The organism is Dactylosporangium darangshiense, from assembly GCF_039537565.1.
GTDB classification, from domain to species: domain Bacteria; phylum Actinomycetota; class Actinomycetes; order Mycobacteriales; family Micromonosporaceae; genus Dactylosporangium; species Dactylosporangium darangshiense.
In genome coordinates this window covers 1-21,184 of record NZ_BAABAT010000018.1, presented here as the reverse complement: position 1 = coordinate 21,184, position 21,184 = coordinate 1, and the positions used below count along the sequence as shown (strand labels likewise).

At 73.0% G+C, this 21,184-nt stretch carries 20 protein-coding genes; 10 read left to right on the top strand and 10 right to left on the bottom strand.

Going from position 1 to position 21,184, the window contains the following annotated elements; all coding sequences use genetic code 11:
- Positions 1-26: 26 nt before the first annotated feature.
- Positions 27-1,334 carry a cytochrome P450 gene (locus tag ABD901_RS29280; protein ID WP_345131351.1) on the bottom strand — a complete coding sequence of 436 codons (1,308 nt, stop codon included), beginning with the start codon at positions 1,332-1,334 and terminating at the stop codon, positions 27-29.
- A gap of 152 nt (positions 1,335-1,486) precedes the next feature.
- On the opposite strand from ABD901_RS29280, the gene ABD901_RS29275 reads away from it, so the two are divergent.
- The 5 genes from ABD901_RS29275 to ABD901_RS29255 all read left to right on the top strand — a co-directional run bounded on the left by ABD901_RS29275 (position 1,487) and on the right by ABD901_RS29255 (position 7,421).
- On the top strand, positions 1,487-2,455 hold the full coding sequence (locus ABD901_RS29275; protein WP_345131349.1) for a cation diffusion facilitator family transporter: 969 nt from the start codon (positions 1,487-1,489) through the stop codon (positions 2,453-2,455).
- Positions 2,456-2,653: 198 nt separating this feature from the next.
- Complete coding sequence (locus ABD901_RS29270; protein WP_345131347.1) at positions 2,654-3,676, top strand: glycoside hydrolase family 5 protein; 1,023 nt, start codon at positions 2,654-2,656, stop codon at positions 3,674-3,676.
- Between the two features lie 67 nt (positions 3,677-3,743).
- Positions 3,744-5,246: a glycosyltransferase family 2 protein gene (locus tag ABD901_RS29265; protein WP_345131343.1), complete on the top strand. Its 1,503-nt coding sequence runs from the start codon at positions 3,744-3,746 to the stop codon at positions 5,244-5,246.
- A 10-nt stretch (positions 5,247-5,256) separates the two neighbouring features.
- Positions 5,257-6,366, top strand: a complete 1,110-nt coding sequence (locus tag ABD901_RS29260; RefSeq protein ID WP_345131341.1) for an AAA family ATPase — start codon at positions 5,257-5,259, stop codon at positions 6,364-6,366.
- Positions 6,363-7,421, top strand: coding sequence for a cytochrome P450 (locus ABD901_RS29255; protein ID WP_345131340.1), 1,059 nt, complete (start codon positions 6,363-6,365; stop codon positions 7,419-7,421). Before ABD901_RS29260 ends, ABD901_RS29255 begins: the two co-directional genes overlap by 4 nt.
- A 7-nt stretch (positions 7,422-7,428) precedes the next feature.
- Here the strand turns inward: ABD901_RS29255 and ABD901_RS29250 are convergent, their stop codons facing one another.
- The 7 genes from ABD901_RS29250 to ABD901_RS29220 all read right to left on the bottom strand — a co-directional run bounded on the left by ABD901_RS29250 (position 7,429) and on the right by ABD901_RS29220 (position 15,230).
- A complete protein-coding gene (locus ABD901_RS29250) occupies positions 7,429-8,010 on the bottom strand; it encodes a cysteine hydrolase family protein (RefSeq protein WP_345131337.1) in 582 nt (193 codons plus the stop codon).
- A gap of 54 nt (positions 8,011-8,064) precedes the next feature.
- Complete coding sequence (locus ABD901_RS29245; RefSeq protein ID WP_345131336.1) at positions 8,065-8,496, bottom strand: MarR family winged helix-turn-helix transcriptional regulator; 432 nt, start codon at positions 8,494-8,496, stop codon at positions 8,065-8,067.
- A gap of 25 nt (positions 8,497-8,521) precedes the next feature.
- Positions 8,522-10,207: a glycerol-3-phosphate dehydrogenase/oxidase gene (locus tag ABD901_RS29240; RefSeq protein ID WP_345131335.1), complete on the bottom strand. Its 1,686-nt coding sequence runs from the start codon at positions 10,205-10,207 to the stop codon at positions 8,522-8,524.
- 1 nt (position 10,208) lies between these two features.
- Positions 10,209-11,687 (bottom strand): glycerol kinase GlpK, encoded by a 1,479-nt coding sequence (gene glpK, locus ABD901_RS29235; RefSeq protein ID WP_345131333.1) that lies wholly within the window; start codon positions 11,685-11,687, stop codon positions 10,209-10,211.
- On the bottom strand, positions 11,684-12,481 hold the full coding sequence (locus tag ABD901_RS29230; protein ID WP_345131331.1) for an MIP/aquaporin family protein: 798 nt from the start codon (positions 12,479-12,481) through the stop codon (positions 11,684-11,686). The genes glpK and ABD901_RS29230 overlap by 4 nt, the downstream gene beginning before the upstream one ends.
- An 18-nt stretch (positions 12,482-12,499) precedes the next feature.
- Positions 12,500-13,255: a DUF5995 family protein gene (locus tag ABD901_RS29225; protein WP_345131330.1), complete on the bottom strand. Its 756-nt coding sequence runs from the start codon at positions 13,253-13,255 to the stop codon at positions 12,500-12,502.
- A 70-nt stretch (positions 13,256-13,325) separates the two neighbouring features.
- The gene (locus tag ABD901_RS29220; RefSeq protein ID WP_345131328.1) at positions 13,326-15,230 is read right to left on the bottom strand and encodes a diguanylate cyclase domain-containing protein; all 1,905 of its coding nucleotides are present in this window, start codon (positions 15,228-15,230) and stop codon (positions 13,326-13,328) included.
- A 158-nt stretch (positions 15,231-15,388) separates the two neighbouring features.
- On the opposite strand from ABD901_RS29220, the gene ABD901_RS29215 reads away from it, so the two are divergent.
- On the top strand, positions 15,389-15,811 hold the full coding sequence (locus ABD901_RS29215; RefSeq protein ID WP_345131327.1) for a hypothetical protein: 423 nt from the start codon (positions 15,389-15,391) through the stop codon (positions 15,809-15,811).
- Here ABD901_RS29215 and ABD901_RS29210 read toward each other — a convergent pair.
- The gene (locus tag ABD901_RS29210) at positions 15,792-16,337 is read right to left on the bottom strand and encodes an NUDIX hydrolase (RefSeq protein WP_345131325.1); all 546 of its coding nucleotides are present in this window, start codon (positions 16,335-16,337) and stop codon (positions 15,792-15,794) included. The two genes, ABD901_RS29215 and ABD901_RS29210, sit on opposite strands and share 20 nt — an antisense overlap.
- 164 nt (positions 16,338-16,501) lie before the next feature.
- The gene (locus ABD901_RS29205; protein WP_345131323.1) at positions 16,502-17,032 is read right to left on the bottom strand and encodes a universal stress protein; all 531 of its coding nucleotides are present in this window, start codon (positions 17,030-17,032) and stop codon (positions 16,502-16,504) included.
- A 172-nt stretch (positions 17,033-17,204) separates the two neighbouring features.
- On the opposite strand from ABD901_RS29205, the gene ABD901_RS29200 reads away from it, so the two are divergent.
- From ABD901_RS29200 to kdpB, 4 genes are all read left to right on the top strand, one after another.
- Positions 17,205-17,660: a hypothetical protein gene (locus ABD901_RS29200; protein ID WP_345131321.1), complete on the top strand. Its 456-nt coding sequence runs from the start codon at positions 17,205-17,207 to the stop codon at positions 17,658-17,660.
- A 72-nt stretch (positions 17,661-17,732) separates the two neighbouring features.
- Positions 17,733-17,822 carry a K(+)-transporting ATPase subunit F gene (kdpF, locus tag ABD901_RS29195; RefSeq protein ID WP_344617409.1) on the top strand — a complete coding sequence of 30 codons (90 nt, stop codon included), beginning with the start codon at positions 17,733-17,735 and terminating at the stop codon, positions 17,820-17,822.
- Positions 17,822-19,489 carry a potassium-transporting ATPase subunit KdpA gene (gene kdpA / locus ABD901_RS29190; RefSeq protein ID WP_345131319.1) on the top strand — a complete coding sequence of 556 codons (1,668 nt, stop codon included), beginning with the start codon at positions 17,822-17,824 and terminating at the stop codon, positions 19,487-19,489. Before kdpF ends, kdpA begins: the two co-directional genes overlap by 1 nt.
- Positions 19,486-21,184: potassium-transporting ATPase subunit KdpB (gene kdpB / locus ABD901_RS29185; protein WP_345131317.1), on the top strand; the 1,699-nt coding region annotated here is incomplete at its 3' end. The genes kdpA and kdpB, both read left to right, overlap by 4 nt.

Sequence of the window (21,184 nt, the reverse complement as noted above, 5' to 3'; positions counted from 1 at the left end):
GACCTGACGGCGTGGCCCTCACGCATTCATGATGTGAGGGCCAGTCGGAGGCCGGTGTGGTCGAGAGTGCGCGGCAGCGGTGTGCGCATCCGGTGCGGCGTGTGCAGGGCGGGGAAGCGGCGCAGCAGCTGGGCCAGCAGCGTGGCCGTGGTGAGCAGGACCAGGTTGCGGCCGGGGCACACGCCCGGGCCGGCGCTGAAGGGGTACACCGTCCAGCCGCGCCCGGGCGCGCCGGCGAGCCAGGACTCGGGCGCGAACGCATCGGCAGCGTGCCCGAGGTCGTCGCTGCGGTGGTGGTACGAGCTGGGCAGCACGAACGTGGTCCGGGCGGGCAGCTCGACGCCGCCCCAGTCGGTGGGCTCGGTGCTCTGGCGCAGCACGAACAGGGTCGTCGGCCACAGCCGGACGGTGTCCTGGACGCAGGCGCGCAGGTACGGGTACAGCGGCCCCTCGTCGCCGGCGGCGGTGGCCAGCCGCGACGGGTCGCAGCCGAGCAGCGCCAGGGTGCGAAACGCCGTGATGCCGGCGGAGTCATACGCGAACAGCCAGTGCGGCACCTGCCCGGCGGGATCGACGCCGTCGGCGGCCGGTGTGGCGGCCATGACGCCGGCGAGGCTGCCCGGTTCGGCGGCGCGCACGTAGGCCTCGACCCTTCGCTGGAAGCGGGCCCGCAGGTGTTCCTGCCGCGGACGCAGGTACGACCAGTTCGCCGCGTTGCGCAGCCGGTCGAGCTCGGCGGTGAGCCGGGTGTCGCCGGCGGCGGCATCGCCGAGCACGACCCGGCGCACGACCCGGGCGAACATCGCGTCGAACGCCGCCCAGCCCAGCGCCGGCCCGGCGGGCAGCCGGTCGGCCTCCTCCCGCGCGATGACGCCGATGCGCCCGGCGAGGCGGTGCGCCGGAGCGTCGGCCTGCAGGACCGTCTCGACGTAGTGGCGGCGGGCCGTGCGCAGCTCGCCGGTGGAGGCGAGGACGCCGTGCGGCTGGAAGTGCCGCAGCGCCGCGACCTTCTCGACGGTGGCGAGCGCGAACGGCTCCGGCGACCCGGCCAGGACCCGGTCGACGTCGGCCGGGTCGAGCAGCACCGCGACGCTGCGCCCGGGCACGCGCAGCCGCAGCGGCCCGGCGCCGTACCGCTCGCGCAACCGGGTCAGGAGGCGGGCGGCGCGCCGGTCGGCGTCGAGGCGCTGCGCGAGGCGCACGACGCGGTTGCGGCGGCGGACCACGCCCTGCGCGAGGACCGGGGCGATGACCCCGCCGGCGCACCGGATCGTGTCGAGCACGCCGAGGCCGGCCGCGTGCCGTCCGGTCGGGGTGGTCACGTCGAGGGCCATGCCGCGGGCGTACCCCTCCGGCCGCCCCGGAAACGACCAGCGGTACATCGCCGTGGCGCATCGGGGCGAACCTGCAGCAGGCGGCCGCGACGCTCGCCGAGCCGCCCGGGGGTGGCGTTTCCGGGTGACCCGGCGCGGGTACGACGACGCGCATGGCGGGCGATGCGCGTGACGACAGCATGCGCACCGTCGTTATCGCGCTGCTGGTGAACCTGGTGGTCGCGGTGATCAAGGCGGTGGCCGGGGTGCTGACCGCGTCCGCCGGCCTGCTCGCCGAGGCCGCGCACTCCGTCGGGGACTGCACCACCGAGGTGTTCCTCATGACGGCGCTGCGCCGCTCGAGGCGCCCGGCGGACCCGCGCCACCCGTTCGGCCACGGCAAGGAGCGGTACTTCTGGTCCCTGCTGGCCGCGATGGCCATCTTCGGCCTCGGTGCCGGGTTCTCCGTCTACCAGGGTGTCTCGACCATCGTGCGCGGCGAGGCGGACACCGCTGCGCCCTACGTCGGCTACATCGTGATCCTCCTGGCGGCGGCCAGCGAGTCGGTGTCGCTCACCCAGGCGTACGGCCGGGCCCGCCGCGAGTCCCGCGCCGCGTCGACGACGCTGACCGCCTACCTCCGCGAGCCCGAGGACCCGACGGTCAAGTCGGTGATCCTCGAGGACGCCGCCGCGCTCATCGGCCTGGCCCTCGCCGGCGCCGGCCTGCTGGCCCGCCAGCTCACCGGCGACGAGCTCTGGGACGGTGTCGCCGCGCTCGCGATCGCCGCGCTGCTCATCGTGGTCGCCTTCGAACTGGCCCGCACCAACGGCGTGCTGCTCATCGGCCGGCAGGCCAACCCGCGCCTGGTCGGCCAGATCGCCGGCTGCCTGGCCGAGCAGCCGGAGGTCGCCTCCGTCGTCGACGTGCGGACCATGATGATGGGCACCGGCCGCGTGCTCGTCTGCGCCCGCGTCGACTTCGCCGACGCCGTGTCCTCCAGCGGCGCCGAACACGCCTGCGTGCGCTTCCACGCCCTGCTCGCCGACCGCTTCGCCGCGGTCGGCGAGGTCTTCATCGAGCCGGTACCGCGCGACGACGCCGCCCTGCGCGCGGAGGCCGCCCGTACCCGCGCCCGCTGAGTGTTGTTCGCCTGACGACTGTCCGTCGCTGACGTCACGGCCCTGACGAGCGCCTGAGGTACAGCAGGCCGAGTGCAGGGTGACCGTTCTGCCGCGCCCAGCGGGTGAGTGGGCGGGTGAGCTTCCCGCCCGTACACTTCACCGCGCGTCGCCGGATCTGCGGCCGGTCATCCTATTGCCGACGTCGACGGAGAATCCTTGAGGAAGTCTGCGGTCATGCTGGGTGCTGTGTGCGCTCTGCTCATTGCGTTCGTTGTCGTATTCGCCATGCACAAGCCGGCCAAGTCCGGCCGATCCGCGCCGTCGCCCCGTGAGGGCGGCGGCCTGCATGTGAGCGGTCAGAACATCGTCGAGGCGGGCGGCCGCCCGTTCGTCATGCGCGGCGTCAGCCACGGCTACGCCTGGCACGGCGGGCGCGACGGGGCCTTCGCCGACATCAAGCGGCTCGGCGCCAACACCGTGCGCGTCGTGCTGACCGCCAGCACCGGCGCCGGCCAGGTGGCCGACGTCATCGCCAAGTGCAAGGCCAACCGGCTCATCTGCGTGCTGGAGTACCACGACACCACCGGGCACGGCGACCAGCCGGGCACCGTGAGCCTCGACGCCGCCGCCGACTACTGGACCGGGCTGCGCGACGTGCTCGCCGGCCAGGAGGACTACGTCGTGGTCAACATCGGCAACGAGCCCTACGGCAACCAGGGCACCGACGCCTGGACCGCCGACACGAAGGGCGCGATCGCCCGGCTGCGCGCCGCCGGCCTGCGCCACCTGCTCATGGTCGACGCGCCGAACTGGGGCCAGGACTGGTCCGGCGTCATGCGCGACAACGCGCCGGCGGTCTTCGCCAGCGACCCGCGGCACAACACCGTGTTCTCCGTGCACATGTACGGCGTCTACAGCACCGCCGCGAAGGTGACCGACTACTACGACGCGTTCCGCCGCACCGGCCTGCCGCTCGTCGTCGGCGAGTTCGGGTGGAAGCACACCGACGGCGACGTCGACGAGGACACCATCATGAGCGGCGCGCAGCAGCGCGGGATCGGCTACCTCGCGTGGTCGTGGAGCGGCAACAGCGGCGGCGTGGAGTACCTCGACATGGCCGACGGCTTCGACCCCGGCCGCCTCACCGAGTGGGGCGAGCGCGTCTTCAACGGCCCAGACGGGATCAAGGCCACCGCGCGCGAAGCTGCCGTCTTCGGCGGCGCCGTGGCGAAGGCGTAGTCCCCCGGCGGCATAGTCCCCCAAAGGTACGGCCCAACACCGCGGCGTCCGCGGGTACCTGCCCCTGGTGGGACAACCCGAGGCGCTGAGTCCGGACTGGGACGCCCGGCTCGAGGAGGAGGGCCAAGCGGCGCCGCGCGTGGTCGGTGCGCGGCGCGCGGCGGACGTCTACCGCCGCCTGGCCCGGTGGAGACCGGGATACCTCCCGCTGATCGTGGCGTACATCGTCATCGTGGCCAGCGACTACTGGTCCAACGGCCCGACACCCGGCACCCTCGGCTGGCCGCTGACGGTGCTGTGGACATGGCCGATCTTCACCACCATCACCGGGATCATCGGCATCCGCCGCACCCGGCAGGCGCTGCGCCGCTCCGCCGGGCGCTGGGCCGGGCAGGGCGTGACCACCAGTGACGACCTGCTCGTCGTCACCGTGCCGACCGTGGGGCGGCACGACACCTACCCGGCGCTGGAGCGTTCGGTGCGCTCCTACCTGGACCACCTGCCGCGCTGCTTCCCGCGCCTGCGCATCGACCTCGTCGTCGACGAGGGCTGCGAGGCCGCCGAGCGGATCGCCGAGCTGGCCGCGAGCAGTGACGCGGTGCGCCTGGTGACGGTGCCGGAGGCGTACCGCACCCCGAACGGCACCCGCTTCAAGGCGCGCGCCAGCCACTACCTGCACGAGCAGCGCATCCGTGAGGGCGAGGCGCGCGACGACGTGTGGGTGCTGCACATGGACGACGACACCGGCGTCGGCCCCGATACCGCCCTGGCCATGGCCCGGTTCATCGCCGAGCAGGCGGCCGGCGGCGAGGGGCCGCCCCGGCACCTGGCACAGGGCATCCTGACCTATCCGCGCGAGTACGCCCGCAACCGCCTCACCTGGCTCGCCGACTCCGCCCGCCCGGCCGAGGACGTCGGCCGCTTCTCCGCCTGGACCGGCAGCGGCACACCGCGCGCCGGCGTGCACGGCGAGCTGCTGCTCGTGCGGGCCTCGATCGAGGCCACGATCGGCTGGGACTTCGGACCGCGCAGCCTCGTCGAGGACGCGCAGTTCGCCCTCATCTTCAGCGCGCGGTACCCCGGCCACAGCGCCTGGTTCGCCGGCCGCTGCTACGGCGCGTCGCCGGCCACCATGCGCGACTTCTTCCGCCAGCGGGAGCGCTGGTCCTGGGGACTGGCCGCGCTCGTGTTCAACCGCTCCCTGCAGCTGCGCAACCGGGTCCTGCTCGGCTACTCAGTGCTGTCGTGGGTGGTCGGCCCGATCCAGAACGTCGGCGTGATCATGCTGCTGGGCGTGCTCATCGCCGACCCGAACACGTCCCCGGTGACGGCGCTGGTCATCCCGGTGTGGGCGCTGAACATGGCGTACGTCGTGTGGATGTACTGGGAGGGCCTGCGCGTCAACGCCGAGGTCTCCGGTGACGGCCGCCGCAAATGGTGGGAACCCGTCGCCGTGGTCATGCTGATCCCGATCTTCGGCCTGATGGAGGGCATCCCGGGCCTGCGCGGCTTCATGAAGTTCGCGCGCCGCACCGAGAACCGCTTCGCCGTGATTGCGAAGCCCTCGTAGCCTCTGGGGCATGACGCTCGCCGCGAGCCCGCCCCCGCTGGCCTGGTACGGCTCCAGCTTCGCCTACTACGACGACGAGCCGGAGCCGGAGCCCCCGACCGACGCCGAGCGCGACGCCGCCGCCGCGGCGGCCCGCGCCGTGCGCACGGCCGGGTTCACGCCAGAACGGTTCGGCCCCCACCCCGGCGGCGCCGAGCGCACCGCCGTGGTGCCAGGCCGCTTCATGCCGGTGCACGACGGCCACCGGTACCTCATCGAGTTCGCGAGCGCCCACGCCGGCGAGGTCTACATCTTCGTTCGCGTCACGCCGGACGACCCGGTGCCGTGGCCCGTCCGCCAGGCCTGGCTGACCGAGCTGTTCCCGCGGGCGCACGTCGCCGCGATCGAGGACACGCCCGGCCCGGACGTGAACGAGCTCAGGTGGACCGAGCGGATCCTGTCGGAGGTCCACCCCGACTACGTCTTCGCCGGCGAGAACTGGGCCTACGCCCTGGCCGGTCGCCTGCGGGCGAGCTACGTCGGGGTGGACCGCGAAATCATCCCCGTGTCGGGCACGCAGATCCGCGCCGACCCGTGGGCATACGAGCGTTACCTGCCGCCGCCGGTGCGGGCCTGGTACACGAAGCGCGTCTGCCTGATCGGCCCCGAGTCCTCGGGCAAGACCACCCTCGCCGTCCGTCTCGCGGCGCACTACGACACGCTCTGGGTGCCGGAGCGACTGCGCACCCCCGTCGGCTTCCCGGTCGCCCCCGTGGACGTCGCCCGGGCGGCGTTCGGCCAGCAGGCCGCCGAGGACCTCCTGGCCCGCCGGGCGAGCCGGGTGCTGATCTGCGACACGGACATCCTCTCGGCCCGCCTGTGGTCCGACCGCCTCTTCGGCGCGGCGCCGCAGTGGCTCGTCGACGCCGCCGACCGCCCGACAGCCGACCTGTACCTGCTGACGTCCCCCGACGTCCCGTTCGTCGGCCCCAACATCAGCAACCAACCATCGCAGCGCCGCGAGTTCTACGACGCCTGCCGACGCGAGCTCGACCGCCTCTCGCAGCCGTACTTCACGCTCGAGGGCGACCGCGACCAGTGCTTCGCCACCGCCGTCGAGGCGGTGGACATCCTGCTATGACGGCCTGGAGCGACCGTCTGCAACGCTTCGTGGTCACCCGCTACGACGACGTCGTCGCCGTGCTGCAGGACCCCGTTGCGTTCTCCTCCGCCGTCGTGCCGCAGGTCCCGCCGGCCGACCGCGACCGCCTGTCCGACTTCACCCGGCTGTCGGCGCGCTGGCTGTTCTTCCTGGACCCGCCCGAGCACGCCCCCCGGCGGGCCCCGGTCGCCCGGGCGCTGTCCCCTCGCTCGGTCGGTCATCTGGCCTCGCCGGTCGCCGAGCTGGCCGCAGGGCTCGTCGCCACCCTGCCCCGGCCGGGCTTCGACGTGCTGGCCGACTTCGCGCACCCCCTCGCGGCGCGGGTCATCGCCGGCCTGCTGTGCCAGCCCGGCCCGGCGACGCAGGAGTTCCTGGCACACGCCCGGACCCTGGAGCGGGCCGACGCCGCGGCGCGCGACCGGGCCGCCCGCGGCGCCGGCCTGGACGCGATCGCCGCCGTCACCGCCGCGCTGCGCACGCCGGTGGACGCCCCGATCCCGACGGCCCTGCGGGCGGCATGGGGCGCGGACGACGACCTCGTGCCCGCACACAGCCTGATGCTGCTCTTCGCCGGCGTGGAGACCACGCAGAACCTCATCGTGAACACCGTCCACGCCCTGCTGTCCCGTGACCTGTGGCCCGCACCGGCGGCGGGCGCCGTCGAGGAGGGCGCACGGCTCGCCCCGCCGGTGCTCGGCGTCCTGCGCCGCGCCACCCGCGACGTCGTCCTCGGCGGCGTTTCCGTGCCGGCCGGCGCCGAGCTCGTCGTGATGACCGCGGAGGCGAACCGGGACCCGGCCCGCTTCCCCGACCCGGACCGCTTCGACGTCGCGCGCCGCCCCAACCCGCACCTGTCGTTCGGGCTGGGCCGCCACTACTGCCCGGGCGCCGAGCTGTCCCGCCTCACCGCGCGGGCCGCCCTCGCCGCGCTGCTGGACGCGTTTCCCCGTTTGACGCTCGCCGAGCCCGACCCGCCGTGGCGTGACCACGACCCGATCGTGCACGCCCCGACCCGCCTGCTCGTGACCGCCTGAACCGCGGCTACCGCACGGGCTGAGCCGGCGCCAGGGTGCCGGCCCACTCGTCGACCCCGACGACGTCGGCCTGGCGCGGGAACACCTTCTCGGTCAGCACCCGGTGGATCTCCGGGTCGGGGTCGGCGCAGGCGTCGGCGAGGACCGTGAGGCTGTAGTCGAGGTCGGCCGCCTGGCGCAGCGTTGACAGCACCACGCCGCTGGTGGAGATGCCGGCCAGCACGAGCGAGCCGGCCCGCGCGCCGCGCAGCAGGACGTCCAGGTCGCTGCCGCTGAAGGCGCTGACGCGGCGCTTGACGATGACGGGCTCGTCGGGGCGCGGCGCGAGCGCGGGATGGATCTGCGTCAGCGGGCTGTCCTGGGTCATCGCGTCGCCGGTGCCGCGGATGCCGCCGAACGTCCGGTTCGACTCGGCCGCCTCCGGGAAGCCGGGGCGGAACGCGACCCGCACGAACATGACCGGCACGCCGGCGGCTCGGGCGGCCTCGACCGCGCGGCCGGCCGCGGCGAGCACGGCCTCGTTGCCGAGCCGCGCGACGATGCCCTGCTGGAAGTCCATGACGAGCAGGACCTGACGGGCGTCGGACATGGATGGTTCCTCTCTAGCAAACTGATCTAAGCAAACTCGTGTGAGCAAACTCGTCTAAGCAAGCTCGCCGAGCAGGGCGAGTGCTGCACTGATGGTCTCGAGCTGCGAAGCGTCGAAGCGGCGGTCCAGCTCCCGGGCCAGCCACTCGCCCCGGCCCTGCTTGTCCGCGCTCGCCTTGGCCCGCCCCGCCGCGCTGAGCGCGATGATGTGCCGCCGGCCGTCGTCGGGGTCGGGGGAGCGCTCGATCAGGCCGAGGTCGTCGAGCGCGCTGAGCGTCGCCGTCATCGACTGGGATCGCACGCCCTCGGCGAGCGCCAGGGCGGTGGTCGTCGAGGCGCCGTCGCGGTGCAGGCGCACCAGCACCGACGTCTGCGACGGGGTCAGGCCGCCGGAGGGCAGCTCGCGCAGCCGGGCCCGCAGGCGGCGGAACACGACGACGAGGTCCCGCGCCGCGGCGGCCGCGGCGGGCGACGGATCTGGGCTCACATCCGTAGGATACTACGTAGGTTACCTACACAAACGCCAGCCGGGCCCGGTTGGCGGCCTCGTCGTCCGGCTCGTCCTGCGACGCCCGCTCCGCCGCCACCCGCGCCCGGTATCCGTCGATCTCGCCCTGGACCTGCTCCGCCGTCCAGCCGAGCCGCTCGCCCATGAGCGTGGCGACCGGCTCCAGCGCTTCCAGGCCGCGGTCGAACGTCTCGATCGAGATCCGCGTACGCCGCGTGAGCACGTCCTCGACGTGCCGCGCACTCTCGGCGTCGACGGCGTAGGCGACCTCGGCCATGAGGTAGTCGTCGGCGCCGGGGATCGGCCCGGCCAGGCGCGCGTCGGCGCGGACGAGCGCGAGGACCTCGTCGATGAGGGTGCCGTACCGCCCGAGCAGGTGCTCGATCCGGGCTACGTGCACGCCGCTATCGGCGGCGAGGGTCTCGCGCCGGTTCCACAGCGCCGTGTACCCGTCGGCGCCGACGAGCGGCACCCGGTCCGTGCACGAGGGCGGCGCCGGGTTGTTCAGCCCGTGCACGGCCGCGTCGACGGCGTCGGCGGCCATCACCCGGTACGTTGTGTACTTGCCGCCGGCGACCGCGACGAGCCCGGGCACCGGCGCGGAGACCACGTGCTCGCGGGACAGCTTCGACGTCGGCTCCGACTCGCCGGCCAGCAACGGGCGCAGGCCCGCGTAGATGCCCTCGACGTCGTCGCGGCGCAGCGGTGTGGCGAGGACCTGGTTCACCTCGTGCAGCAGGTAGTCCACGTCGCCGCGGGTGGCCGCCGGGTGCGTCTTGTCCAGGGTCCAGTCGGTGTCCGTGGTACCGATGATCCAGTGCCGGCCCCACGGGATGAGGAACAGCACGCTCGTCGCCGTGCGCAGGATGACGCCGGTCGTGGAGCGGATCCGGTCGCGGGGCACCACCAGGTGGATGCCCTTGGAGGCGCGCACCCGGAACTGGCCGCGCTCGCCGATCATCGCCTGCACGTCGTCGGTCCACACGCCGGTCGCGTTGATCACCTGCCGGGCCCGGACCTCGAACTCGCGGTCGCGCTCGAGGTCGTGCACCCGCACGCCGCTGATCCGTCCGCCCTCGCGCAGGAAGCCGACGACCTGCGCGCGGGACACCGCGTGCGCGCCGTAGGCCGCGGCGGTGCGCGCCACGAACAGGGTGTGCCGGGCGTCGTCGACCTGCGCGTCCCAGTACTGCAGGGCGCCGGTGAGCGCGTCGGGGCGAAGCGCCGGGCAGGCGCGCAGGGCGCCGCGCCGGGTCAGCTGCCGGTGGTGCGGCAGGGCGCCGGGGCCGCGGCCCGCCATGGCGTCGTACAGCACGAGCCCGCTGCCCACGTAGCCGCGCTCCCACACCGCGTGCGTGAGCGGATAGAGGAACGGCACAGGTCGTACCAGATGCGGGGCCAAGTGGCTCAGGAGCAGCCCGCGCTCGTGCAGCGCCTCGCGGACGAGGCGGAAGTCCAGCATCTCCAGGTAGCGCAGCCCGCCGTGGATGAGCTTGCTGGAGCGGCTCGACGTGCCGGCGGCCCAGTCGCGCATCTCCAGCAGCCCGGTGGACAGGCCGCGGGTGGTCGCGTCCAGGGCGCACCCGGCGCCGACGACGCCGCCGCCGATCACGACGACGTCGAGCTCCGCGCCGGTCAGCGCCGCGATGGCCGCGTCGCGGGCGGCCGGTGACATGGTCCCGGTGTCCATCTCAGGCCTCGATTTCGATCCAGTCCAGCGTGCGTTCGACGGCCTTGCGCCATTGGTGGTACCCGTCGCGGCGCTGCGCCGCCGTCCAGCCCGGCTGCCAGCGGCGCGACTCGTGCCAGTTGCCGCGCAGCTCGTCCGTGTCGCCCCAGTAGCCGGCGGCGAGCCCGGCGGCGTATGCGGCGCCGAGCGCGGTGGTCTCGGCGACCTCGGGCCGGCTGACCGGCACGCCGAGGATGTCGGCCTGCAGCTGCATGCACAGGTCGTTGGCGGTGACCCCGCCGTCGACCTTGAGCACGCCGAGGGCCACGCCCGAGTCCTGTTCCATCGCCTCGACGACGTCGCGGGACTGGTAGCAGATCGCCTCGAGTGCCGCCCGGGCCAGGTGCGCGCCGGTGTTGAAGCGCGACAGCCCGACGACCGCGCCGCGCGCGTCGGCGCGCCAGTAGGGCGCGAACAGGCCGGAGAACGCGGGCACGAAGGCCACGCCGCCGCTGTCGGGCACGCTCGCGGCCAGCTCCTCGCTCTGCGCCGCGGTGTCGATGATGCGCAGCTGGTCGCGCAGCCACTGGATCGCGGCGCCGGTGACGGCGATCGAGCCCTCCAGCGCGTACACCGGCGGCTCGTCGGCGAGCTGGTACGCCACCGTCGTGAGCAGCCCGTGCTTGGAGCGCACCGGCTCGGTGCCGGTGTTGAGCAGCAGGAAGTTCCCGGTGCCGTAGGTGTTCTTGGCCTCGCCGGGCGCGAAGCAGACCTGCCCGACGGTGGCCGCCTGCTGGTCGCCGAGCACCGCGGTGATCGGCACGCCGTCGCCGGTCGTGCCGTAGCCCTCCGGGTCGCTCGACGGGCGGATCCGCGGCAGCATGGCCCGCGGTACCCCGAAGAAGCCCAGCAGCTCGTCGTCCCAGTCCAGGGTATCCAGGTCCATGAGCATGGTCCGGCTGGCGTTGGTCACGTCGGTGGCGTGCACCCGCCCGCCGGTGAGGTTCCACAGGACCCAGGTGTCCATCGTGCCGAACAGCGCGTCGCCGCGCTCGGCCGCGTCCCGCGCACCGTCGACGTTGTCGAGGATCCACTGCAGCTTGGCCCCGGAGAAGTATGTGGCCGGCAGCAGCCCGCTGCGGTGGCTGACGATCTCGCCGCGCCGGTCGTGATCGAGCGCGTCGACGATCCGGTCCGTGCGGGTGTCCTGCCACACGATCGCGTTGCCGAAGGTCTGGCCGGTGCGCCGGTCCCACACCACGGTCGTCTCGCGCTGGTTGGTGACGCCGAGGGCCCGGATCTGGTACCCCTGGAAGGCCTCCCGCATCGCCTCCTGCGTGTGCCGCCAGATCTCGGCCGGGTCGTGCTCGACCCAGCCGGCCCGCGGCAGGATCTGCCGGTGCTCGATCTGGTGGCGGGCGACGACGCCGCCGTCGTGGTCGAAGACCATCGCCCGGGTGCTGGTGGTGCCCTGGTCGACGGCGCCGATGTACTCAGTCACGGCTCTACCTCCACCCTGCCCGGTTCGCGCTGCGGCGCCGGCAGGAACCGCCCGATCGCCACCCGGTACAGGGCGGCGCCCATGATGCCGCCGAGGATCGGGGCGACGATCGGCACCCAGAAGTACGGATAGCCGGTCTGGTCGACGAACGCGCCGCCGTACCCGGTCAGGAACGAGGCCAGCCGCGGCCCGAAGTCGCGCGCCGGGTTGATGGCGTATCCGGCCGCGGCGCCCCACGCCATGCCGATCGCCACCACGATGAGCCCGACGACGAACGGCATGAGGTTGGCCTTCGGCGCCAGGTTGAACGTGTCCGTCACCGCGAGGATGAGGAACAGCAGGATCGCCGTGCCGATGACCTGGTCGCGGAACGCCCCGACCGGGTCGACGGGCAGCGTCCCGTTGCCCGGCAACGTCGAGAACACGATCTGCGTCTTGGTGGTGTGCCGCGGGTCGACGGCCTGCAGGATCGTGTCGTAGTTCCAGCGCACGAGCAGCGCTCCCACGAACGCGCCGGCCGTCTGCGCCAGCGAGTACGGCAGCACCTTGCGCCACTCGAACCCGCTGAACATCGCCAGTGCCACGCTCACGGCGGGGTTGAGGTGCCCGCCGCTGATCCGCCCGGCGACGTACACGCCGAACATGACCCCGAAACCCCACGCCCATGCGATGCTGTCGTGCCCGCCGAGCCCGGCCCCGATGACCTGCGCGACGACGCCGCACCCGAAGAGGATGAGGATCATGGTGCCGGCGAACTCGGCCACCAGCTCCCCGGCCAGCCCACGCTCCCGCATCCAGCGCATCGCGCCGGACTACCCGGCAGGGCTGCGTTCATTCAGGCGCACGCCGAACCCGCGGCGGGCGAGGCGCAGCAGCACCTGGCCCGGCGCGGTCAGCTCGACGAGCTTGGCGGCGCAGAGCCCTTCGAGGTCCTTCAGCACGGTGTCGTACCGCTGTGCTCCCTCCCGCCGCGCCCGATCGAGCACGCCGGTGTTGTGCCACACCTTGGCCCGCGACTCGGCCAGCAGCCGCCGCGTCGCCGCCCGGTTGAGCGGCCCGAGCACCCGGTCGAGCAGGCTCACGCGCGAGGCGGCCCGCATCTGGTCGTCCTCGGCACCGACCCGGGCGAGCAGGACCGTGTCGACGTGTGTGTGGTCGCGCTCCCGCCTCGCCATCGTCGCCGGTTCGTCGAACTCCTCGGGCGCGATGACCGCGACGAGGGCCTGGGGCAGGTCGTAGTTGATGTGGGCATTCATGCCGAGCAGCACATGGCGCAGCGGTGGCAGGTCCGGCCGGTCCCGCGCCACGTCGAACGCGATCCGCCACGGCGCCGGCACGGGTCGCCCGGCGAGCTCGGCGTCGAGCGCGTCGAGGTACAGCTGGGCGAACATGAGATCCCAGCGCTCCAGCCATTCCCCGTCGAGGAACCCGCCCCGCTCGATCTCCTCGGCCACGGCAACGGTGGTCCGCAGGTAGGTCGCGAGGAAGTACCGCCGCGCGTCCCGCTCGCCCAGCCGCGCGAGTTCGCCCTGCATCCGTTCGACGAGCGCCGGAATGCTGTCGTACACGGCGAAATGTTCCCACGCCGTCACCACGCGTGATCGACAGCTGTGGCGTGCGTCACATGAGCCGACGGGGTCAGACCCTCGCGGCGGTCTCGCGGTCGCGGCCGTGCTTTTCGGAGTACATCGCGACGTCCGCGTCGCGCAGCAGCTGCTCGGCGGCGGCCAGCGCGCCGTGCGCGACGCCGATGCTGGCCCGGATCGCCACCGTGACCGCGTCGATCGGGACCGGCTCGGCGAACGCCTCGTGCACGCGGGCCGCCAGCTCCCGCGCGTAGGCCGGCGTGGCGCCCGGCAGCAGCACCGCGAACTCGTCGCCGCCGAGGCGGGCCACCGTGTCGCCCGGGCGCACGCAGGCGCGCAGGCGCCCGGCGACGGCCCGCAGGAGCGCGTCGCCGGCGTGGTGGCCGTGGGTGTCGTTGACCGCCTTGAAGCCGTCCAGGTCGATGATCATGACGGCCGCCGTGCCGCCGGCCAGGGCGATGCGCTCGGCGAACAGGGCGCGGTTGGCCAGGCCCGTCAGCGGGTCGTGCGTGGCCTCGTGGCGCAGCCGGTCCTGGAACGCGACGACCTCGGTGATGTCGTGCGCGTTGTAGACGACGCCGCGGATGCTCGGCACGTGCAGCAGGTTGGTGGCGACCGCCGAGAGCCAGCGCACCGTGCCGTCGGCGTGCGGGACCCGCAGCCGCAGCGTCGTGCTCGTCCCGGGCCGGGCGAGCAGGCCCGCCAGCTGGGCGCGCAGCGCGTCGTGGCCCTCGGGCGCGGCCAGCTCCCCGGGCGCGGCCAGGTCCTCGATGCGCCGGCCGATCACCGCCTCGGCCGGCACGCCGAGCGTGCGCTCGAGGGCGGGGCTGGCGTAGGAGACGACGTGGTCGGGGCCGGCGATGACGGTGACGTCGGAGGAGTGCTGCACCAGCGCCCGGAACCGCTCCTCCTGCTCGGCCAGGGCCCGCATGCTGCGGTCGACCTCGCCGAGCAGCCGGGCGTTGTCGGCGAACGCGACGAGCTGGCGGGTCACCACGATCCCGGTGACCAGCACCACCCCGACGACGACGCCCCACACCCGCACGGTCAGCGCGCCGTCGGACAGCGCGACGACCAGCAGGGCGAACACGCCGGCGACGCCGAAGTACGGCAGCAGGCTGAACGGCCGCGCCGGGCGGCGGGCCAGGATGTCCGGGTCGGCGCGCAGGATGACCTCGTTGATCCGCGGCACCGCGGCCAGCAGCACGCACGGCACCAGCCGGGCGAGCATCGCCACCTCGGGCCGGGCCACCTCCACCAGCGCGCCGGTGAGCCCGGTGCTGAGCCCGACGAGCAGCCCGGCCAGCCCGGCGCACCAGCCGGCGAACGGGGCGAAGGGCATGTTCCGGCCGAGGATGAGCTTCACCAGGCCGAACGAGCCGGCCAGGCTGGCGCCGGCGGAGGCCAAGGGCAGTAGCAGCGCGACGCCGCCCCGGCGCACGTCGACGGTCGGGGAGAGGTACCAGACGAAGACCGCCGTCGCGGCGACCACTGTGGCGGCGTCGAGCACGAACCGCAGCTTCTCCCGCCCGGCCGTGCGCGTGGGGTGCAGCACCATCGCGAGCAGGGTGACCAGCGAGCCGAGCGTCACCAGCGCCGACTGGACCGGCCCGCCCTGCACCATGCCGGCGACCGGGTTGGCGAACGTGGCCGCGCCCTGGACCGTGTCGGCGACCGTGAACAGCACCGCGCCGGTGGAGATCAACCGCCAGAACCGCCGGGCCGAGCGGTCGGCGGCCGGCATTGCGCTCATCCGCGCCGACAGGACGGCGAACACCACGTCGAGCAGCACCTGGATCGGCCAGAACAGCGCCAGCTTGGCGTCAGCGCCCCCGCCGGGCAGCAGATACCAGACGGTGCAGGCGGCGGTGAGCGCGAGCAGGGCGCGCAGGATAGGGTCGCCCAGCACGGCGGCCGAGGGCGCCGGGCGCGTCCGCTCCTCACGGGATGTGCTCACGGCACTCCTTCATTGCGCCGGACTCTACCGCCTGGACGGGTACCGTACAGTGCCGTCTTTATCGTCCATACGGCCCTTTAGCTGAGAAGGATCAACGGGAGCTGAGAAGGATCAACGGCCCGGCGTCACGTTCGCCGCCGCTGCCCCGTCCATGCCGCATGACCGTGACCCTGGCCGTCAAGCGGGCGGCCGCCGCCCTGCTCGCCGCCTCCGCCGTCGTCGTCGGCGCGTGGGCGGCGTTCCTGCCGTTCTCGTTCTACTCGGACTTTCCCCTGCCCGGCCGCCGCTGGGTGTCGACCATCGGCCCGTACAACGAGCACCTGGTCCGCGACGTGGGCGCCCTCTACCTGGCGCTGTGTGTGCTGGCCGCCTGGTCCGCCCTGCGCCCGACCCCGCAGGCGCTGCGCATGACCGGCGCCGCCTGGCTGGTGTTCAACGCCCTGCATTTCCTGTGGCACGTGGATCACCTGGCCGTCTTCCCGGCGGCCGACCGCATCGGCAACGCGGTGTCCCTCGGTGCCGTGCTGGTGTTGTCGGTACTCCTGGTGCTCCCCGACCCGATCAGCCGCCGGGCGTCATGAGCCGGGCCGCGCGGGTGATCGTCTCGCGCAGGTTCGGCTCCCCGGTGGCGGCGAGGGCGTCGGTGACGGTGAGCCAGCGCAGCGGCGCGCTCGGCCGCTCGGGGCGGGCCTCGTCGGGGGTGGCGGTGGCCAGGACCAGGCGCACGTCGGCGTGCTCGTGCGCGGGCTCGTCGCCCTTGGCGTTCACCGGCACGATCACCACGTGCACGATGCCGGCGTCGGGCCACGGCGCGAGGTCGGACAGGCCGGTCTCCTCGCGCCCCTCGCGCAGCGCGACCGCGAGCGGGTCGGTCTCGCCGTCGTCGGCGTGCCCGCCGACGTGCAGCCAGGCCCGCTGCCGCTCGTGCCAGCGCAGCAGCACCCGCGCGCTCGGCGGGTGCACGATCAACGCCGACGCGGTGACGTGCAACGGGCTCGCCCGCGTCCACGGGTCGCCGGGCCCGGCGAGCAGCGCGCGGACCCGCTCGACGTCGCTCTCCTCGGCGGCGTCGGCGGCACGGTAGCGGTCCAGGGCGTCGGCAAGCACGCCTCGCAGCCTAGTTCATGATCACATCGGGTCGCTGTTGATTAAGCGAGGCGCAGTACATAGACAAGGCCCAAGATCGACGCGCACCTGGCGACTTCACCGTCAACGGCACCACCTGCACCAAGGCGTGACAGATGTGCCCGGCGCCGGGAACCTGACCTGGTTCAGCGCCGAGGTCGCTCGTGGTGGCGCGCGTCGCCGACATCATTGAGGCGTGCGACCGCGCGGAACAGGCGGCGCCGCGCCAAGGGGCCCGCGTCCGAGGCCATCGCCGGCGGCGGCACCACGATGACCGGGCACCGCGCGGCGCCGATGCAGCCGCGCACGATCCAGCTCGGGCGGCGCCAGAAGCCGCCGCGCCCGCCCAGCACCAGCAGGTCGTCCTCGCCGTCGGCGGTCGCGGTCAGGACGTGGTCGGCGCGGCCGTACGGCGCCGCGACGAAGACGTCGAGGTCGGGCGGGCCGCCCAGCGCCGCGTCGAACGCACCGACGACGTAGCGGCGGGCCTCCAGGCTCAGCTCGTACTGCCACGCATCCACCGCCGGCCCGCGCCAGTGCGCGGGCAGCGCCCACGTGCGCAGCGCGTAGAGCGGTGTGCCGCGCTCGCGCGCCGCCCGGATCGCGTAGCGGATGGCCGCGAGGCCGGCCAGGGACTGGGAGACGCCGACGACGACGCGGCGTTGACGCTCGACCACGCAACCGACGGTAGACCGGCGGGCCGCGGGAGCGGCATCAAGAGCGCGTCAAGAAACGCACCCACCGCGTAGGGATTCTGTCAAGACACCTGGGCAGCGAAAACCGCCCGGTCTTCACTGGCAGCGGGCCGGACGGAAGGCCCCTGGCGCGAGTGTGGGAGCGGGGTGCTCGATGAACGGGACATGGTGGCTGGTTCGGCTGCGTTCCGCGCCGACCGGCATCACCCTCGCCGCCGGCTCGGCGGCGGTCGTCGCCGCGGCGCTGGCCGCCGCGGCGCTGATCGCGCCGTCGGAACTGGTCGCGAGGCTGGTTGCGATGGCGCTGTGCGTCGCCGCGATCGGTGCCTTCGGCGGCGACCTCATCGCCGCCCTCGCCACGGCCGGCATCGCCTGGTCGGTGCTCGACGGGTTCCTGGTGAACCGGCTGGGCGCGCTGACCTGGGACGGCGCCGCGGACGCGGCCCGTCTCGGCGTGCTCGCCGGCTCGGCCCTGGCCGGCTGGCTCGGCGCGCTGGCGTACCGGGTGGCGCGGCACCGGCGGGACGTGGTCCGGATGCGCGTCTGGCTCTACGGCGACGGGTTCGCGTCGTCGGTCCATGCACATAAGGAGGCAAGCCCCCGTGGCTGATGTGGTGTTCGTGCTGCTGACGATCGCGTTGTTCGCGGTCCTCGGCCTGGCGGTGCGGGCGGTGGAGCGGCTGTGAACGCCGAGAACCTCGTCGGCCTCGTCCTCGCGGTCGCCCTGACCGCGTTCCTGATCGCTGCCCTACTCTTCCCGGAGCGGTTCTGATGAGCCCCACCTTGGCGGGCGTGCTGTTCATCGCCTCGCTGGTCCTCGTGCTGGTGCTGCTGTACCGGCCGTTCGGGGACTACATGTACCGGGCGATCACGTCCGTGCGGCACCTGCGCGCCGAGAAGGTGCTGTACCGGGCCGTCGGCGTGAACCCCGACGGCGAGCAGTCGTGGGGCGTCTACGCACGCAGCGTGCTGGCGTTCTCGGCCGTGTCGATCCTGTTCCTGTACCTGTTCCAGCGCCTGCAGAACCATCTGTGGCTCAGCCTCGGGTTCGACCCGGTCAAACCCGACCAGGCGTGGAACACGGCGGTCAGCTTCGTGACGAACACGAACTGGCAGTCGTACTCCGGCGAGGCCACCATGGGCCACCTGGTCCAGATGGGCGGCCTGGCGGTGCAGAACTTCGTCTCCGCCGCCGTCGGTGTTGCTGTCGCCGTCGCCCTGGTGCGCGGCTTCTCCCGCGCCAAGACCGACCAGCTGGGCAACTTCTGGGTCGACCTCGTCCGCGTCAGCATCCGCATCCTGCTGCCCGTCGCGGTCCTCGGCACGCTCGTGCTGATCGCCGGCGGCGTGGTGCAGAACCTCTCCGCCGGCACCGACGTGACCACTCTCGCCGGCACGGCGCAGCACATCACCGGCGGGCCGGTGGCCTCGCAGGAGGTCATCAAGGAGCTGGGGACGAACGGTGGCGGGTTCTACAACGCCAACAGCGCGCACCCGTTCGAGAACCCGACCGGATGGACGAACTGGTTCGAGATCTTCCTGATCCTGCTGATCCCGTTCTGCCTGCCGCGCGTCTTCGGCCGGATGGTCGGCGACAAGCGCCAGGGCCTGGCGATCGCCGGGATCATGGCGATCCTGGCCATCGGCAGCGTCATCGCCCTCAACGTGCTGCAGATCCACCACGCGGGCACCGTCCCGACCGCGGTCGGTTCGGCGAGCGAGGGTGTGGAGACCCGGTTCGGGGTGCCGCAGTCGGCGACCTTCGCCGCTACCACGACGCTGACGTCGACCGGTGCGGTGAACTCGTTCCACGACTCGTACACGTCGCTCGGCGGCATGGTCACGATGCTGAACATGATGCTCGGTGAGGTGGCGCCCGGCGGTGTCGGGTCCGGCCTGTACGGCATGCTCGTCCTCGCGATCATCACGGTCTTCGTGGCCGGGCTGATGGTGGGGCGCACGCCGGAGTACCTGGGCAAGAAGATCGGCGCCCGCGAGATCAAGTTCGCGTCGCTCTACCTGCTCACCACACCGGCGCTCGTGCTGGTCGGCACCGCGATCGCGATGGGCTCCGAGAAGGCCCGCGCGTCGATGGCCAACCCCGGCGCGCACGGCCTGTCCGAGGTGCTCTACGCGTTCACGTCGGCGTCGAACAACAACGGCTCCGCGTTCGCCGGCATCAGCGTCAACACCGACTTCTACAACACCGCGCTCGGGTTGTGCATGCTGCTCGGCCGGTTCCTGCCGATCATCTTCGTCCTCGGCCTGGCCGGCTCCCTCGCCCGCCAGCAGCCGGTGCCGGCGTCGACGGGCACGCTCAAGACGTACCAACCCTTGTTCATCGGCATGGTCGTGGCCGTCACGGTCGTCGTCGTGCTGCTCACGTACCTGCCGGCCGTCGCGCTCGGCCCCCTCGCGGAAGGACTCGGCAGCTCATGATTGCCGCGGGTCTGTTGGATCCCAAGCAGCTGTGGAAGTCGGTTCCCGACGCGCTGCGCAAGCTCAACCCGGCAACGCTCTGGCGTAACCCGGTCATGTTCGTCGTGGAGATCGGCTCGGTCTTCACCACCGTCCTCGCGGTCATCCACCCGAGCGTGTTCGCCTGGGTCATCACCGTGTGGCTGTGGCTGACGGTGCTGTTCGCCAACCTCGCCGAAGCGGTCGCCGAAGGCCGCGGCAAGGCGCAGGCGGCGACCCTGCGCCGCGCCAAGCAGGACACCGTCGCCCACCGCCAGGACGGCACCACCGTTCAGGCCAGCGACCTGCGGCTGGGCGACATCGTCGTGGTCGAGGCCGGGCAGATCATCCCTGGTGACGGCGACGTCATCGAGGGCATCGCCTCCGTCGACGAGTCGGCGATCACCGGCGAGTCGGCCCCGGTCATCCGCGAGTCGGGCGGCGACCGCAGCGCGGTCACCGGCGGCACGAAGGTGCTGTCGGACCGGATCGTCGTGCGGATCACGCAGAAGCCCGGCGAGTCGTTCATCGACCGCATGATCGCGCTCGTCGAGGGCGCTAACCGGCAGAAGACGCCCAACGAGATCGCGCTGAACATCCTGCTCGCCTCGCTGACCATCATCTTCCTGCTGGCCGTGGCGACGCTGCAGCCCCTGGCGATCTTCTCCAAGGGTGTGCAGGCCTTCGCGCCGGACAGCGCCGCGCTCAACTCCAACGGCGTCACCGGCATCGTCCTGGTCAGCCTCCTGGTCTGCCTCATCCCGACCACGATCGGGGCGCTGCTGTCCGCGATCGGCATCGCCGGCATGGACCGGCTCGTGCAGCGCAACGTCCTGGCGATGTCCGGCCGCGCCGTCGAGGCCGCCGGGGACGTCAACACGCTGCTGCTGGACAAGACGGGCACGATCACGCTGGGCAACCGGCAGGCGGGCGACCTGCTGCCGGTGGAGGGCGTGGCCGTCCAGGACCTCGCCAGCGCGGCGCAGCTGTCCTCCCTCGCGGACGAGACCCCGGAGGGGCGTTCCATCGTGGTGTACGCCAAGGAGCACCACGGCCTGCGCGAGCGCTCCACCGGCGAGCTCGCCCACGCGACCTGGGTGCCGTTCACCGCGCAGACGCGGATGTCCGGCGTGGACCTCGAGGGCGACCGGCGGGTCCGCAAGGGCGCGGCCACGGCCGTGATGAAGTGGGTCCGCGAGAACGGCGGCCGCCCGACCGAAGAGGTCGGGTCCATTGTGGACGCGGTGTCCTTGTCGGGCGGCACGCCGCTCGTCGTCGCCGAGCACGTCGAGGGCCAGCCGGCCCGCACCCTGGGCGTCATCCACCTCAAGGACGTCGTCAAGCAGGGCATGCGCGAGCGGTTCGACGAGATGCGCCGGATGGGCATCCGCACCGTGATGATCACCGGCGACAACCCGCTCACGGCCAAGGCGATCGCGGAGGAGGCCGGCGTCGACGACTTCCTCGCCGAGGCCACCCCCGAGGACAAGATGGCCCTGATCAAGAAGGAGCAGACCGGCGGGAAGCTCGTCGCGATGACCGGCGACGGCACCAACGACGCCCCCGCCCTGGCCCAGGCCGACGTCGGCGTGGCCATGAACACCGGCACCTCGGCCGCGAAAGAGGCCGGGAACATGGTCGACCTGGACTCCGACCCGACGAAACTCATCGAGATCG